The organism is Mucilaginibacter sp. (assembly GCF_041088075.1).
GTDB lineage: Bacteria > Bacteroidota > Bacteroidia > Sphingobacteriales > Sphingobacteriaceae > Mucilaginibacter_A.
The window spans coordinates 63,739-77,537 of record NZ_JBGCVY010000017.1 but is presented as its reverse complement, the minus strand read 5'-3'; the positions used below and the strand labels follow the sequence as shown (position 1 = coordinate 77,537).

Annotated in this window: 15 protein-coding genes; 4 read left to right on the top strand and 11 right to left on the bottom strand. The window is 41.8% G+C overall.

Annotated features, from left to right (window positions below):
* Positions 1-180 precede the first annotated feature (180 nt).
* The 3 genes from gap to pfkA are packed head-to-tail and all read right to left on the bottom strand — an operon-like array spanning position 181 to position 3,013.
* Positions 181-1,176, bottom strand: a complete 996-nt coding sequence (gene gap, locus V5804_RS03225) for a type I glyceraldehyde-3-phosphate dehydrogenase (protein ID WP_369589929.1) — start codon at positions 1,174-1,176, stop codon at positions 181-183.
* A gap of 4 nt (positions 1,177-1,180) precedes the next feature.
* Positions 1,181-2,026 carry a hypothetical protein gene (locus tag V5804_RS03220; RefSeq protein ID WP_369589928.1) on the bottom strand — a complete coding sequence of 282 codons (846 nt, stop codon included), beginning with the start codon at positions 2,024-2,026 and terminating at the stop codon, positions 1,181-1,183.
* Between the two features lie 6 nt (positions 2,027-2,032).
* A complete protein-coding gene (gene pfkA / locus V5804_RS03215; protein ID WP_369589927.1) occupies positions 2,033-3,013 on the bottom strand; it encodes a 6-phosphofructokinase in 981 nt (326 codons plus the stop codon).
* A gap of 109 nt (positions 3,014-3,122) precedes the next feature.
* On the opposite strand from pfkA, the gene V5804_RS03210 reads away from it, so the two are divergent.
* Positions 3,123-3,818, top strand: a complete 696-nt coding sequence (locus V5804_RS03210) for an NUDIX domain-containing protein (protein WP_369589926.1) — start codon at positions 3,123-3,125, stop codon at positions 3,816-3,818.
* 59 nt (positions 3,819-3,877) lie between these two features.
* Here the strand turns inward: V5804_RS03210 and V5804_RS03205 are convergent, their stop codons facing one another.
* The 3 genes from V5804_RS03205 to V5804_RS03195 form a co-directional block, all read right to left on the bottom strand.
* Entirely contained in the window at positions 3,878-5,041 is a 1,164-nt protein-coding gene (locus V5804_RS03205) for an aspartyl protease family protein (RefSeq protein ID WP_369589925.1), read from the bottom strand.
* A 211-nt stretch (positions 5,042-5,252) separates the two neighbouring features.
* On the bottom strand, positions 5,253-6,116 hold the full coding sequence (locus V5804_RS03200) for an N-acetylglucosamine kinase (RefSeq protein ID WP_369589924.1): 864 nt from the start codon (positions 6,114-6,116) through the stop codon (positions 5,253-5,255).
* 131 nt (positions 6,117-6,247) lie between these two features.
* On the bottom strand, positions 6,248-6,931 hold the full coding sequence (locus V5804_RS03195; RefSeq protein WP_369589923.1) for a hypothetical protein: 684 nt from the start codon (positions 6,929-6,931) through the stop codon (positions 6,248-6,250).
* Positions 6,932-7,096: 165 nt separating this feature from the next.
* Here V5804_RS03195 and V5804_RS03190 point away from each other — a divergent pair, with 165 nt between their 5' ends.
* The 3 genes from V5804_RS03190 to V5804_RS03180 all read left to right on the top strand — a co-directional run bounded on the left by V5804_RS03190 (position 7,097) and on the right by V5804_RS03180 (position 10,025).
* Complete coding sequence (locus tag V5804_RS03190; protein ID WP_369589922.1) at positions 7,097-8,116, top strand: low specificity L-threonine aldolase; 1,020 nt, start codon at positions 7,097-7,099, stop codon at positions 8,114-8,116.
* Between the two features lie 11 nt (positions 8,117-8,127).
* Positions 8,128-9,021 (top strand): aldo/keto reductase, encoded by an 894-nt coding sequence (locus V5804_RS03185; protein ID WP_369589921.1) that lies wholly within the window; start codon positions 8,128-8,130, stop codon positions 9,019-9,021.
* 83 nt (positions 9,022-9,104) lie between these two features.
* Entirely contained in the window at positions 9,105-10,025 is a 921-nt protein-coding gene (locus V5804_RS03180; protein ID WP_369589920.1) for a DUF1338 domain-containing protein, read from the top strand.
* Between the two features lie 63 nt (positions 10,026-10,088).
* Here V5804_RS03180 and V5804_RS03175 read toward each other — a convergent pair whose 3' ends face one another.
* The 5 genes from V5804_RS03175 to V5804_RS03155 form a co-directional block, all read right to left on the bottom strand.
* Positions 10,089-10,643 (bottom strand): hypothetical protein, encoded by a 555-nt coding sequence (locus tag V5804_RS03175; RefSeq protein WP_369589919.1) that lies wholly within the window; start codon positions 10,641-10,643, stop codon positions 10,089-10,091.
* A gap of 162 nt (positions 10,644-10,805) precedes the next feature.
* The gene (locus V5804_RS03170) at positions 10,806-10,886 is read right to left on the bottom strand and encodes a DUF2442 domain-containing protein (protein WP_369589931.1); all 81 of its coding nucleotides are present in this window, start codon (positions 10,884-10,886) and stop codon (positions 10,806-10,808) included.
* A gap of 182 nt (positions 10,887-11,068) precedes the next feature.
* Positions 11,069-11,665 (bottom strand): HNH endonuclease, encoded by a 597-nt coding sequence (locus V5804_RS03165; protein ID WP_369589918.1) that lies wholly within the window; start codon positions 11,663-11,665, stop codon positions 11,069-11,071.
* Positions 11,625-12,605 (bottom strand): DNA cytosine methyltransferase, encoded by a 981-nt coding sequence (locus V5804_RS03160; RefSeq protein WP_369589917.1) that lies wholly within the window; start codon positions 12,603-12,605, stop codon positions 11,625-11,627. The genes V5804_RS03165 and V5804_RS03160 overlap by 41 nt, the downstream gene beginning before the upstream one ends.
* A 73-nt stretch (positions 12,606-12,678) precedes the next feature.
* Positions 12,679-13,701, bottom strand: coding sequence for an aldo/keto reductase (locus V5804_RS03155; protein WP_369589916.1), 1,023 nt, complete (start codon positions 13,699-13,701; stop codon positions 12,679-12,681).
* Between the last annotated feature and the right edge of the window lie 98 nt (positions 13,702-13,799).

Genomic DNA, 13,799 nt, shown 5'->3' with positions numbered 1-13,799 from the left:
ATGACCCCGGAAGCAACCCATGTTCAACAAAAGATCAAAAGAAAATTGTGGAATAAAAAAGTCCTGAAAGAATGACCTATCAGGACTTTTATTGAATAATTTTAAAAAACTAATCGGTCAACTTTTTTCAGGACTAGTCATGGGTAGATGCTTCTTTTAGCACCTGAATATTTGTACCGGTTATATTTTGCCTAATTTTACGGCCATGTCAACCAGTTTAACAGAGTAGGCCCATTCGTTATCGTACCAAGCCACTACTTTCACAAAAGTATCATTCAATGCGATACCGGCACCGGCATCAAAAATACAAGTGCGCTCGTCGCCCAAAAAATCCTGGGAGACCACATCGTCTTCCGTATAGCCCATGATGCCTTTCATTTCGCCTTCAGAAGCTTCTTTCATCGCAGCTTTGATGGCTTCGTATGAAGCAGGTTTTGACAGTTTCACCGTTAGATCAACCACAGAAACATCAGGCACCGGAACCCGGAAAGACATACCAGTCAGTTTCCCTTTCAGTTCAGGGATTACCACAGTAACTGTTTTGGCCGCACCGGTTGATGACGGGATGATATTTTGTGAAGCACCACGGCCGCCCCTCCAGTCTTTGTGCGATGGGCCGTCAACTGTTCTTTGTGTTGCCGTAGTTGCGTGTACCGTGCTCATTAAACCTTCTTCGATACCAAATTTATCGTTCAAAACTTTGGCAACAAGTGCTAAACAATTGGTGGTACAGCTTGCGTTGGAAATAATGGTTTGATCGGCTTTTAATTCTTTATCGTTCACGCCCATCACAAAAGTAGGCGTATCGTCTTTTGCCGGGGCAGACATCACCACTTTTTTGGCGCCTGCGTCAATGTGTTTTTGGGCAAGTTCTTTGGTCAAAAATAAACCGGTTGATTCGATAATCACTTCGGCGCCAACTTCGCCCCATTTTAAATTGGCCGGGTCTTTTTCGGCAGTAACACGGATGGTTTTACCGTCAACAACCAAATGGCCTTCTTTAACTTCGATGGTGCCTTTAAATTCGCCGTGAGTAGAATCGTATTTCAACATGTAGGCCATGTATTCCGGGTCTACCAAATCATTGATGCCAACGATTTCAATTTCCGGCTTGGTAATGGCAGCGCGGAAAGCCAAACGGCCGATACGGCCAAAGCCGTTGATTCCTATTTTCATAATTTTAATTTTTATTTAAATGTGTTAACAAGTTGTTGATAGGCTCTTTAATAATATTTGCGATGTAAATGTTTTGCTCTGAGGCAGTTTGATGTAAATATTCCTGATAAGTGGCAGCAATGGTGCCTACAAAATAAACCGGCGTTCCGGGGTTTTCCTGCAATAAAGGAACGGTGTATAAAGATAAAAATTTGCGGAAACCCGTTTTTACCAGTTCGGCAATGTACGGTTCTTTCATATTGTCTTTTGCAAAACCACGAAAAGAACTTAAAAATGCGGCAGGCTGCGGTTGTTTGTACACTTTGTCCAGAATTTGTTTCCGGTCGAAGTCGAACTTATCGGTAAATTTTTTTTCGAGTTCTTCCGGCAGCGTTTGGTTCAGGTAAGCTTTCACAATTTTCGTTCCGATCCAGTTGGCCGAACCTTCATCTGCCAAAACATAACCTAAACCGAAATTATTCGGTTTGATTTTTTTGCCATCAAAATAAGCCGCGTTAGAACCGCTGCCGAGGATGCAAACAATACCGGGCTTGTCCTGGCAAGTTGCCAGTGCCGCCGCATAAATATCATCCTTTACAATTACTTTTCCAAACTTAAAAAACTGCGAAAAAGCATTATAAACAATTTGTTTGTGTTTGGGCGAAGCAATGCCAGGGCCAAAGAAGTAGATTTTTTTGATCTCTTCGGCATGATGGATCAGGTGGATATTTTTGTTGAGTAAAAACAGTATGCTTTTTTCGTCGCTGGCAAAAGGGCTGATCCCATTTGTTTTGAAAGACCGGACTACATGTTGCTTTTGTGCCAGTTTCCAGTTTGCAAAATTAGAACCACTATATACCACTGCAACCATACTGGATCAGATAGATAAAATATCAACCATGTCCAGCAAATCCTGCTCCAGCTTAAACTCGTGGTGCGAGATCGCTTCGTCCAGTTCGGCCAATTGTATCGTGTTGCCTTTTAAACCAACCATTTTACGCGTTTCCCCGTTAATTAACGCCCTTACCGCGGCATAACCTAAACGGCTGCCCAGCACACGGTCAAAACTGCTCGGGCTGCCGCCGCGCTGCAAATGGCCCAAAATAGTTACTTTCACATCATAAGAAGGCACATGCTCTTTTACCTTTTTAGCAATATCATAAGCACCGCCATTTTTATCACCTTCGGCAACAATTACAATGCTGGATGTTTTTTTGTTACTGCCTGATTTCAGGTTTTCAATCAGTTCTTCAATCGCGGTTTCTTTTTCGGGCAATAAAATTGCTTCGGCGCCACCGGCAATACCGGCACGCAAAGCAATGCAGCCCGAGTCGCGGCCCATCACTTCGATAAAAAACAAACGGTCGTGTGCATCGGCGGTATCGCGGATTTTATCCAGCGCTTCAACAACGGTATTGGTAGCGGTATCAAAGCCTAATGTAAAATCAGATCCGTACAAATCGTTGTCAATCGTTCCCGGAATGCCGATCACCGGGATATCGTAAATCCTCGAAAAACGTTCGGCCCCGGTAAAAGTGCCGTCGCCGCCAATCACGATCAAACCGTCAACATCGCGGTTTTTTAAATTTTTGTATGCTTTTTCTAAGCCGCTTTCTTCTTTAAATTCCATGCAACGGGCTGTTTTCAGGATCGTGCCACCCAAATGCAGGATATTGCTCACCGAACGCTCGTTCATATCATACATATTGTTGTTGATCAAACCCTGATAGCCTTGCTTCACGCCCACCACCTGCAGGCCGAAGTAGATACCTGTTCGTACAACTGCACGGATGCAGGGGTTCATCCCCGGTGCGTCCCCACCCGAAGTTAGTACGGCAATTTTGTTTACTTTAGACATTTTTAAACCAACTCCTTGTAGCGCGAAGATAAGGTGTAATCTTTACACTAAGTAATATATTATTTATTAAATTTGAAAACACATTCGCTGGCCTGTAAAACATTTTAATTTGGAAACTTCACTGCCAAAATTTGATTCGGTATTCTCGGTGGATTGTGTCATCTTCGGGTTTCAGGAAAATGAACTCAAAATTTTGCTCATTGAGCGAAACCAGGAACCTTATAAGGGCCGGAACGCGCTGCCCGGCTATATTGTAAAAAATGATGAAAGCATTGACGATGCCGCCGAACGCATTTTGTACGAACTGACCGGCCTGCGCGGCCTGCACATGGAGCAGTTTCATACTTTTGGCGATGTGGACCGGCACCCGCAAGGCCGTGTAATTACGGTTGCTTATTATGCCCTGATCCGGATTGACGGCCACAACGAAGTAAAACCGGTTACCAATTTTGCCCGCAGCGCGTTTTGGCAGCCGGTAAACAAGTTGGATAAACTGCCCTACGACCACAGTAAAATATTTGAAACCGGTTTTCAAAAGATACGCCGCCGGTTAAGTTACCAGCCCATCGCTTTTGAATTGCTGCCCGAAAAATTTACCTTAACGCAACTGCAAACGCTTTACGAAGCAATCCTGAACAAGAAACTGGACAAGCGCAACTTCCGAAAAAAAATGCTGAGCTACGGGTTTTTGAAAGAACTGGACGAAAAACAAAAAGGCGTTTCTTATCGTGCCGCAACTTTATACCGTTTTGATCGACGGAAGTACAACAAGATTTTTCAGAACGAATTGAACATTAATGGCTGATGCTTCTTTTACCGGTACTTTTTTAGAGTGATAAAAGAAGCATCTATTTTTTAACAATACTACGCGCCGCTTTTCTTTTGGTCGGCAAACGTAGTATCGTAAAGATGGTTCGGCTTTAGGTAGATGACATCTTTTTGAAAATCCAGGATCGTATTAAATCTTTTCAAAACGTCGCTTCCTAAATAATGAACATTGACGCCCTTCATAGGTTTGTTTTGTTCCATGATTTGAGCCGGAACATTTTTCAGCTCAAATTTCCCTATTTTCAAACTTTCCAGATTTGAAGTGATTACAGGTACATCGGTACCTCTTGACCCGTGCATGATTACCTTTTTGATTACTTTCATTTTTTCGGTCGGAAACCGCGCTTCTTTCAGCAAATCGTTATCAAGCATTACCGTTCTTTGGTAACCTAAATCAAAAAGAAATAAGTTTTTATTCCTGGTTCCGCTTTGTGCAATTTCACTTTCTATAAAAGGTTTGTTCTTGATATATGTTATCTTGAATTTTGAATAATTTCTGTCCCGAAGAACTTGCTTTGGCAATTTAGAGTGCACAATCATTTTATTTTTATCATAATTAAGCTCTACAATCATTCCGTCAAACATGTTCCATCCTACAAGGCCGTCCGCTTCGTTCCCTACTAATGATAGATCATATATTTCACTTTTGTAAGTTTGGTTGCCAATCTTTATATCATAACTGGTGTCGTAAAGCTTAGGATGGGATTTAACTTTTGTTTTAAGTGCACCTGTTGTAAAGTTTATTTCTGTTGCTCCTGTATCAAAGTTTAACATTAAAGAATCAGTCCCGTTAAAGACGATTGGTAAAAGGTTGGTGTTGTATTTATTGATAAAGAAAGGAATCGAATCGTGAATTTCAGGGGATACTTTGCTAAAGTTTTTCACCTCGGGACTTTTTATTTCGGTAAAGCAGGAATCTTTACCATTTAACAAAACAATAAAATTTTTTTTCTGTCCGGGGCCCAATTTGAAACTGATCGAATCTATATCTGTCTGAAACTTTATCGCTTTGTAGTTTGTCAGTTTGCCGGTTGTATGGACATCCAGCTTCAACTTGGGATTTATAGACCAGCTTGATGCAGGATTGTCCTGCTCGTAAATTTTGGCTTGATTAGAATTAGCCTTTATAACTGGAAGTTTCTTTTGGGAGAAAACGCAAAATGGAATTAAGGCTAAGGCAATGGTCAAAATCTGCTTCATAAATAATTGTTTTTTGTAGTAATCTATCCCGGAAAATGCAAGCGATAAAATGGTATTTAAAGTTCGCTATTTAAATCAAACCAAACTAATGATTAATGGCTGATGCTTCTTTTATCAGCCTAAATTTAGTGTGCTAAAAGAAGCATCAGCCTAAAATAAAAAACCTGCTTTGATTTTACTTAAAGCAGGTTTTTTATGTTAAAGAAAAATCTTATTTTGCTGATAACGGCGACAATTCCAAATGATATTTCACCAGATCATCTATTGGCGAGCGGATGATTCGGCCAAAAGGCATACCGTATTCTTTGGCGGTTTCTTCCAAAACATTGCGGAAATTATAGCCAACCGAACCGATACAGTTAAAAGAGTAATTTTTATAATCCGGGTAATGGCTCACCAGGCTGCGGAAAAAGTCATCAAACGAAGTTTTGACCAAATTGTGCGAGTAAGAAATGTTTGCCGTATTATCGTAAACAAACTTGCTGAAGCTGGCGCAAAAACGGTTTGGCAAGGGTTTGGTATAAATGGTGTCAATAATATCATCGGCCGTTAGCTGGAAAGTTTCCCAAAAAACGTCTTTCACTTCCTGCGGCATGTAGCCACGCACATAATCCGAAAGCAGTTTTTTGCCGATGTAGCAACCGCTGCCTTCATCGCCCAAAATATAAGCCAAAGAATTGATTTTGAATGTGATGTCTTTCCCGTCGTACAAACATGTGTTGGTCCCGGTTCCTAAAATGGCGGCAAAACCGGAGTTTACGCCCAGCAAAGCACGGGCAGCAGCCATCAAATCGTGGCCAACAAATACTTTTGAAGACTTAAAAACCACCTTTATCGCATCTTCCACAATTTTAACCTTGTCTGCCACATCGCAGCCGGCGCCATAATAGTACAATTCGGTAATGTCGTCCTTTTTTAAATCGGAGGGCAGGTTTTCGTTCAACGAATTAATAATGTAGGCCGTATCAGAAAAAAACGGGTTGTACCCTTCGGTGTTAAAATATACTTTTTTTCCGAATTCATTGATCAGGCACCAATTGGTTTTTGTGGAACCGCCATCCGCTATAATAATCATATCAATTAAGCTTTTTATTAAGGTTTAAAAATACAATAATAACTACTTATCCGGCTAAATAAAAAAATCCTGTTGTTTTATCGGCAACAGGATTTTTTGGAAAGCGTAACTCAAAATAAATTCAACCCAAATCAGGATTTTGGCGATGCTTCTTTTAGCCTATAAAAATCAAGCACCAACTGGTCCATGTTGCCTAAGCGGTATTTTTTGTTCTTTATTTTTTCTACAATTTCGGGCTGGCTGGCCATAATTTCGCTCATAATTTCTACAAAATTATCTTTGCGCAGTTCGGTCAAACTGTTCGGGTCATCGCCATAATAATAAGCAGTTTTGCCTTTTCCGCCGCCGCCGCCTAGGTTTATTCCCAAACCGCCGCCAACGCCGCTGCCGAAACTGCCGCCGCCAATGCCCAAACTTGGCCTGATGCCGGGCGACATGCCGCCACCGCCGCCACCAGTTGTAGCGTATAGTTTCATCGGTTCGTCCACCAAAACTTTTACAAAATCAATGCTTCTGCCGGTCCACGGTCCGGTTCTTGGTGCGTGTGCTACGGTAAAACTGTCCCTTCCGGCCACAAAAGAACGGACCATCGAAGCCGTTAGTTTCTCTTTTTCTTCGCCTTTATCTTTTCTGAACAAAATAAAACCTTCGCTGTCTTGCGGACTTCTGCCGGATGGGCTGACAACAATTTGTCCGGGTACTTTTTTTCCGTTCGAGTCATAAAAATAACCGTCGTCCCATTGGTTCAAACCCAATTGTGCCGAAGCAGAAAAGGCAGTCAGCAAAAACAAGCCTGTTAAAAAAGGTAAGCGCATTGTGTGGAGTTTAATTTCAGGAATAACCATGTTTTAATGCTTTTATTATGCCTGCTCAGACTGTTGTTTTTGTAAAACGTTTATGGCAGTTTAAAAAATTTGTTTTTTACAGAAAGTATTGCTTTGAATTGCCTTTATTTTGTATTGAAAAATTAGGACTAAATAATGACTGTTGATTTAAGAAGCGATACCGTAACCAAACCCACGCCCGGCATGCTCGAAGCGATGTTTAGCGCAAAAGTAGGCGACGATGTTTACGGCGAAGATGAAACCGTGAACGCACTGGAAGCCAAAGCTGCGGAAATGCTTGGCATGGAAGCCGCTATTTTTTGCCCTTCGGGAACGATGACCAACCAAATTGCCATCAAATGTTTTACGCAACCGATGGACGAACTGATTGCCGACCAAACCGCGCACGTTTACCGTTACGAAGGCGGCGGGATTGCCTTCAATTCGGCTGTTTCTACGCGGTTGCTAAATGGCGAACGCGGTATTTTAACGGCAGAAATGATCGAACCGGAAATCAACGACCCGAACAATATCCATTTTCCGCGCACCAGTTTGGTAGTGCTCGAAAACACGGTAAACAAAGGCGGCGGCAATTGTTATAGCTTAGAACAAATTAAACCGATTGCAAATTTATGTGCTAAAAGAAGCATCAGGTTGCATTTGGATGGAGCCCGTATTTTTAACGCTTTAACTTTCACCAAAGATAAAGCGGCGGATTACGGGCAGTATTTCGACGGAATTTCTATTTGTTTATCAAAAGGTTTGGGCGCGCCGGTTGGTTCTGTTTTTTTGGCCGATAAAAGAAGCATTGCGCAGGCCCGCCGAATCCGTAAAGTTTTAGGCGGAGGGATGCGCCAGGCCGGTTTTTTGGCCGCCGCCGGAATTTATGCGTTGGATAATCATGTAGAACGTTTGCAGCAAGACCACGACCACGCTTTGTTGCTGGAAGAAACTTTGAAAAACTGCAACTGGGTTACCGGTGTTTTAAAAGTAGAAACCAATATTGTTATTTTTGATACGGTAAAAGAAGCATCGTATTATCTGCAAAAGCTGGCCGAAAAAGGGATCAAAGCTTCGGCAAATGATATGCGCCGCATCCGTTTTGTAACGCATTTGGATGTTGGCCCTGATCAAATTCAATATACAATTGAAGCTTTAAAAAGCCTGAACGAATAAGCAAAGAAAAAATGGAATATGACAAATTAGGAAAATCAGATTTGTTGGTCAGCAAAATTGGTTTTGGTTGCATGTCGCTTCGCGGAAGTTTGGATGACCATAAAACTTTGCTAAACAAAGCATTGGAATTGGGCATCAATTATTTTGATACGGCCGATTTGTATGAAGATGGCGAAAACGAATCCAAGATTGGAACTTTGCTTAAACCCAACCGAAAAGATATTGTATTGGCCACCAAAGTTGGAAACCAAAAACAAGCCGACGGCAGCACAACCTGGAATGCAAGTAAAGCTTATATTGTACAAGCTGCGGACAAAAGTTTAAAACGTTTGCAAACTGATTGGATTGATTTGTACCAGTTGCACGGCGGCACAATTGAAGACAATATAGACGAAACGATCGAAGCTTTTGAGCTTTTAAAACAACAAGGCAAAATCCGGTATTATGGTATTTCTTCCATCCGCCCAAATGTAATCCGCCAATATGTTGTTAAATCAAATATTGTAAGTGTGATGATGCAATACAGTTTGCTGGACCGCAGGCCGGAAGAAACTTGTTTTGATTTGCTCGAAAAAAACCAGATCAGCGTAGTAACCCGCGGCAGCGTTGCGCAAGGTTTATTGGTGGACAAACCTGCAAAACCTTATTTAGATTATACTGAAAAAGAGGTGCTAAAAACAGTATCGGCAATTCAACAAGTTGCTGACGGAATTAAAAGCAAGGCACAAGTTGCGTTACAATTTGCTTTGGCGCCAAAAGTAGTTGCCAGTGCCGTAGTTGGAATCCGGACGGTTGCACAATTGGAAGATGCCGTTGCAACTTTAGATGTTTTGGGGCTTACCCAGCAAGAATTGGATTATTTAAGAAATGCAATCCAAGCAAAACGGTACGAGCAGCATCGTTAATATAATACTGTTTTTACCAGTATAAATTTAGTGTTCAATTTAGCTGTTCTTGTAATTATCCAATTGTGATCAAAGCAACTCCAATGAAATTTAGCCAACAAACAACTTTAGATACTTTCTTAAATATTTTGTTTGATCGTTACCAGGCAAAAGTTCCGGCGGTAAACCAAATTACGGAAGCTTTGATTGAACGAGGTGTGGTCAATTCGCAGCAGGAAATTGTAAACGATCATATTGCTTTCCGCACCTTGCGTGTCCCGCATTTGGGCATTGCTTCTTTTGAGAAGATATTTTTGCACCACGGTTATCAAAAACGGGATTATTATTATTTTGAAGGAAAGAAGCTGAATGCTTACTGGTATGCGCCGCCGTCTGAGTTATATCCACGGATCTTTATTAGTGAACTGATTGTTGATGAACTTTCTGCGGGAGCACAGGAAATCATTTATCGTTATACCAATGAAATCACAACCGATCCTGTTGATGCGTTGGATTTGGATAACGGAGAACAAATGGGCGAATTTTTTCACCAGTCTTTGTGGACGTTGCCAACTAAATTCGATTATCAAACCTTGCTCGAAGAAAGCGAATACGCGGCCTGGGTAATTTACAACCGCTATTATTTAAACCATTACACCATCAGCGTCCATGCTTTAAAAAATAGTTACAACACGTTGGCAGCGTTTGATGATTTTGTGGAAGGATTAGGCATCAAACTCAATACTTCGGGCGGCAAAATAAAAACAAGTGCCGATGGCTTATTGTTGCAAAGCAGCACCGTTGCCGAAATGCAGGAAGCCACTTTTGCCGCCGGCGAAACTTTAAACATTGCAGGCAGCTATGTCGAATTTGCAGAACGCCGGGTTTTGCCCGAGTTTGAAAATTTGCCCTTAAAAGAAGTACAAGCCCAGCACCGCCGCGATGGTTTTGAAACAAACAATGCGGATAAGATTTTTGAGAGTACTTATATGGGGCAGGTTGTAAATACAAATACTGATCGATAAAGTATTTAAAGTTTAGAAGTCAGAATTGAAAACAATACAATTCTAACTTCTAAAAAAATTAACTTATTTCAAATTCAAATTTATACTTGCACTGGTTTCATTGTAAAATAAATTTAAAGCTTTTGGTTTTGTTCCCGGCGGTAATTTAAATTTATTATCTGTTGATGTTTTTGTAGATTCTGCATCCACGCTGGCAGAGTTGTAGTTGTCGTGCGTTACTTTCGTGCCATTATCTAACAATAACCTGAACTGACTTGGATTAAGATAAACATTATCTCCGCCTACTTTATTCTTGTTGGTTACTTCGATATCGTAGCTTAATTCTATGCCGGTGTCTTTTCCGTTTGGGTCGTTTAGTTGGATTGCTTTTAAGTTTTTTACTTTGATTAGCGCCTCTTTATTTTTACCGAGGATTGCACTGTCTGGTGTGGCGGTAACGGTGTAAGTTTTTGTCTCGTTCGTTTTTTCGGGACTGCTGGTAATTGCTGCTGGTTTTGCAGCGCTATCGGTTGTGGTTGTAGCCGACGTACTTTCGTCCGTGTTTGCTTTTTTCCCTTTGCACGAATAAACGCCGGCCAAACTGGCGAAAAGCACCGCGCTAATTAAAATTTTTCTCATTTCGGTTTTGATTTTTAGGTTAAATTAAATGCTTTACTAAACCGAGGTAAGTTATAGTATTTTTATGAATTAATGCAATAGCGGGCAATGCTTCTTTTATCGATACTTTTTTTGGCTTGATAAAAGTGTTTGATAATAAGTTTGATGCGCTAAATTTTAATACTACTCCATTTTTAACAAAGCCTTAATTGAAAGATCTTCATCCAACAAAGGCCAATGTATTCCATAACCAAATGAAGAAATTTTAAAAAAATTTCTTCAAATTATATAGGCTAATTGTAATTTGCTTGAAACTTTATCCGAACGTAACTTTACTAATTTTTCGTTAACTTGTAAACAAACTAAACCTTGTTCAAAATAAACTGCTTTGAAGTTATGGGTTGCTATGATAATTTAATCCTGATTCAGTATTAAAACCTATTAGGCTATTTCTTCAATTCCTTTAAAAATTCCTCGCTTTGTATTGGAAATTTCTGAATGAGCCACTTCAAAACATCCAATTCAACGGATGCAGGCGCCCGTCTAACTTGTGCAAGTAATTTAGTTGTGTCTGGTCGGTTAGCCGTTAAGTTGGATGCCCCTTCGTTACAAACAGAGCAAATAGCTTTCAAATTTGAAACATCATCGGTTCCGCCCATAGATTTATCAACCACGTGGCCGATATGCAGCCTTGCTTTTCTTCCTCCATCATCCGGGTGTGGTTCGCCTGCTGCTATCCCGCACATTTGGCAGGTGAAGCCGTTCCTGTCCAAAACAAAAGCCCGTACTTCTTTGGATATGCTTCTTTCAAACGCAGGCAATGGTTTTAAATTGACTAAAAGGTATTCGCCAGGCTTTAATTCGCTCCGGTCGTTATGGGTAACAATGTTAAGCCCTTCTTCATTTCGTAACTCTCTAACGCGCCGTCCCCATTCGCTCGTTCCGGCAACTTCCCTCGGTACATCAGAATTTAAAACTACACCAACATGCTCGATAAAATACTCACGCAATTTGGCTCGCGAGCCTTTTGTTTTCGTAGCCATATTGCTTGTATTTTATAAATGCTTTTTTGATGGATAATCCAATTGCTTTGGCAACCGGTGCAGGAAATGCATTTCCCACCTGCCTGTATGCAGAGGTTTTTTTGCCTGCAAAATCCCATTCTTTTGGAAAACCCTGAATTAATGCTGCCATTTTTACGGTAAGTTTGGGCATTGCTATAGAACCATTAACCGGTGGTGCATCGGCAAGCCCTTTTCCGTCAACCCCAAGCAAAGCCCAGGATTGTTTGGCACGGGTTGGGCCGAGGTCAGCACCGCCATGTTTTTTTGAACCGCCTACCAAAGTTGGGGCAATGTTATTGGCGGCCAGTTTCCAATTGTCAACATTTTCCCAACCTGACGCAGCCATGTGTTCGTGCAAAAGTTCGCCTACCGTCAACGGTGGCTTATCGTTTTTTGCAGGCCATTCAAAAAAATCAAAATATTCTTTTTTTAACGCAACCAAAATTGCCCTGCGCCTTAATTGTGATACGCCATAATCAGCAGCGTTGAACAGTTTCCAATCGCACTGGTAGCCCATTTTGTAAAACTCATTGAGTATTTGCCTGCGGTACTCCTTAAATTTTATATCCAAAATGCCACGGACGTTTTCAAGCATGACAGCTTTTGGGCTGCATTCTTTTACAAGTCGAAGCGCTTCCGGAAATAAATCCCGCTCATCCAAATGCCCCAACTGTTTTCCTGCAATGGAGAAAGGCGGACAAGGCACACCACCGGCCAAAAGGTCAACATTAGAGTATTGCTTTGCAGAAAACTCCTTAACGTCTTGATTGATAATGTTCCAGTTTGGGCGGTTTAAACGAAGCGTTTCACAAGCAACAGGTTCGATTTCTACCAAAGCGAGGTGTTCAAAGCCTGCCTGTTCAAGGCCAATCGCTTGTCCGCCTGCCCCAGCACATATTTCTATTGAAGTAAATTCCATTTTTGAGGTTTGCTCACAAACTTAGTATTTTTTACAATATGGGCATACTCTTTTTATCCCCCTAAAAACAGCATCACCCAATCTTCCGGTCGTTCCCTTGCCGCTCCACCATCCAGCCGGGATATTCCTGCGGCAGGGCACTTACGGCATCAATGCGTTTCAGTTCATCCGCAGTTAAAATGATTTCGGTGGAATGCAAGTTGGATTTCAATTGCTCCGGAGTTTTGGCGCCGATGATGGTGCTGGTAACGCCAGGCTGCTGCCGAACCCAGGCCAATGCAATTTCGGCGGCTTTCACGTCGTATTGCTGGCCTACTTCGTTTAGCACATCAATTATATCATAGGCTTTTTCTTTGTTCACCGGAGGAAAATCAAAAGTGTCCCGACGGGAATTGCCTGCCTTTTCGTTTTCGCGGGTATATTTTCCCGACAAAAAACCACCGGCAAGCGGACTCCATGGCATCACGCCAATATTTTCGGCTTTGGCCAAAGGCAAAATCTCCCGTTCAATATCGCGGCCGGAAAGCGAGTAGAAGTATTGCATCCCCACAAACTTGTTCCAGCCGTGCTTTTCGGCGATGCCCAAAGCTTTCATCACCATCCAGGCCGGCCAGTTGCAAACGGCTACATAACGTACTTTTCCGGTCAGCACGATGTCGTTCAACGAACGTATAATTTCTTCGATCGGTGTTAAAGGGTCAACGCCGTGGACGTACAAAATATCAATGTGGTCCAATTGCAAACGCTGCAAACTTTCATCCACAGAAGCAAAAATATGGTAGCGCGACAAGCCCACCTGGTTTTTGCCTTCGCCCATTTTGCCGCGTACTTTGGTGGCGATAACGAGGTCGTTCCGGTTCAAACCTAAATCTTTAATGGCCTGGCCCAGCATTTTTTCTGATTGCCCGAAGGAGTAAACGTTGGCCGTATCAATAAAGTTAATGCCGGCATCAACCACTTGTTTCATCATGTCGTTTGCCCCGGCTTGCTCCACACCGCCGATAGCTGACCATTGTCCGCCCGAACCGAATGTCATCGTTCCAAAACAAATCTCGGAAACCAATAAACCTGTATTACTTAAAACGTTGTATTTCATGATGCTGTTTTTATCGTATAAAAATTGAACTAACGATGGCCTGGTTTTGTTCTGCCATTCCAAGTTACATATTGTAAAACTTATGGCAAAAAAAGCCG

Excerpts from the sequence above, each read along its gene's own strand:
- gap (WP_369589929.1), bottom strand. The coding sequence starts at position 1,176 with ATGAAAATAGGAATCAACGGCTTTGGCCGTATCGGCCGTTTGGCTTTC.
- V5804_RS03220 (WP_369589928.1), bottom strand. The coding sequence starts at position 2,026 with ATGGTTGCAGTGGTATATAGTGGTTCTAATTTTGCAAACTGGAAACTG.
- pfkA (WP_369589927.1), bottom strand. The coding sequence starts at position 3,013 with ATGTCTAAAGTAAACAAAATTGCCGTACTAACTTCGGGTGGGGACGCA.
- V5804_RS03205 (WP_369589925.1), bottom strand. The coding sequence starts at position 5,041 with ATGAAGCAGATTTTGACCATTGCCTTAGCCTTAATTCCATTTTGCGTT.
- V5804_RS03200 (WP_369589924.1), bottom strand. The coding sequence starts at position 6,116 with ATGATTATTATAGCGGATGGCGGTTCCACAAAAACCAATTGGTGCCTG.
- V5804_RS03195 (WP_369589923.1), bottom strand. The coding sequence starts at position 6,931 with ATGCGCTTACCTTTTTTAACAGGCTTGTTTTTGCTGACTGCCTTTTCT.
- V5804_RS03190 (WP_369589922.1), top strand. The coding sequence starts at position 7,097 with ATGACTGTTGATTTAAGAAGCGATACCGTAACCAAACCCACGCCCGGC.
- V5804_RS03185 (WP_369589921.1), top strand. The coding sequence starts at position 8,128 with ATGGAATATGACAAATTAGGAAAATCAGATTTGTTGGTCAGCAAAATT.
- V5804_RS03180 (WP_369589920.1), top strand. The coding sequence starts at position 9,105 with ATGAAATTTAGCCAACAAACAACTTTAGATACTTTCTTAAATATTTTG.
- V5804_RS03175 (WP_369589919.1), bottom strand. The coding sequence starts at position 10,643 with ATGAGAAAAATTTTAATTAGCGCGGTGCTTTTCGCCAGTTTGGCCGGC.
- V5804_RS03165 (WP_369589918.1), bottom strand. The coding sequence starts at position 11,665 with ATGGCTACGAAAACAAAAGGCTCGCGAGCCAAATTGCGTGAGTATTTT.
- V5804_RS03160 (WP_369589917.1), bottom strand. The coding sequence starts at position 12,605 with ATGGAATTTACTTCAATAGAAATATGTGCTGGGGCAGGCGGACAAGCG.
- V5804_RS03155 (WP_369589916.1), bottom strand. The coding sequence starts at position 13,701 with ATGAAATACAACGTTTTAAGTAATACAGGTTTATTGGTTTCCGAGATT.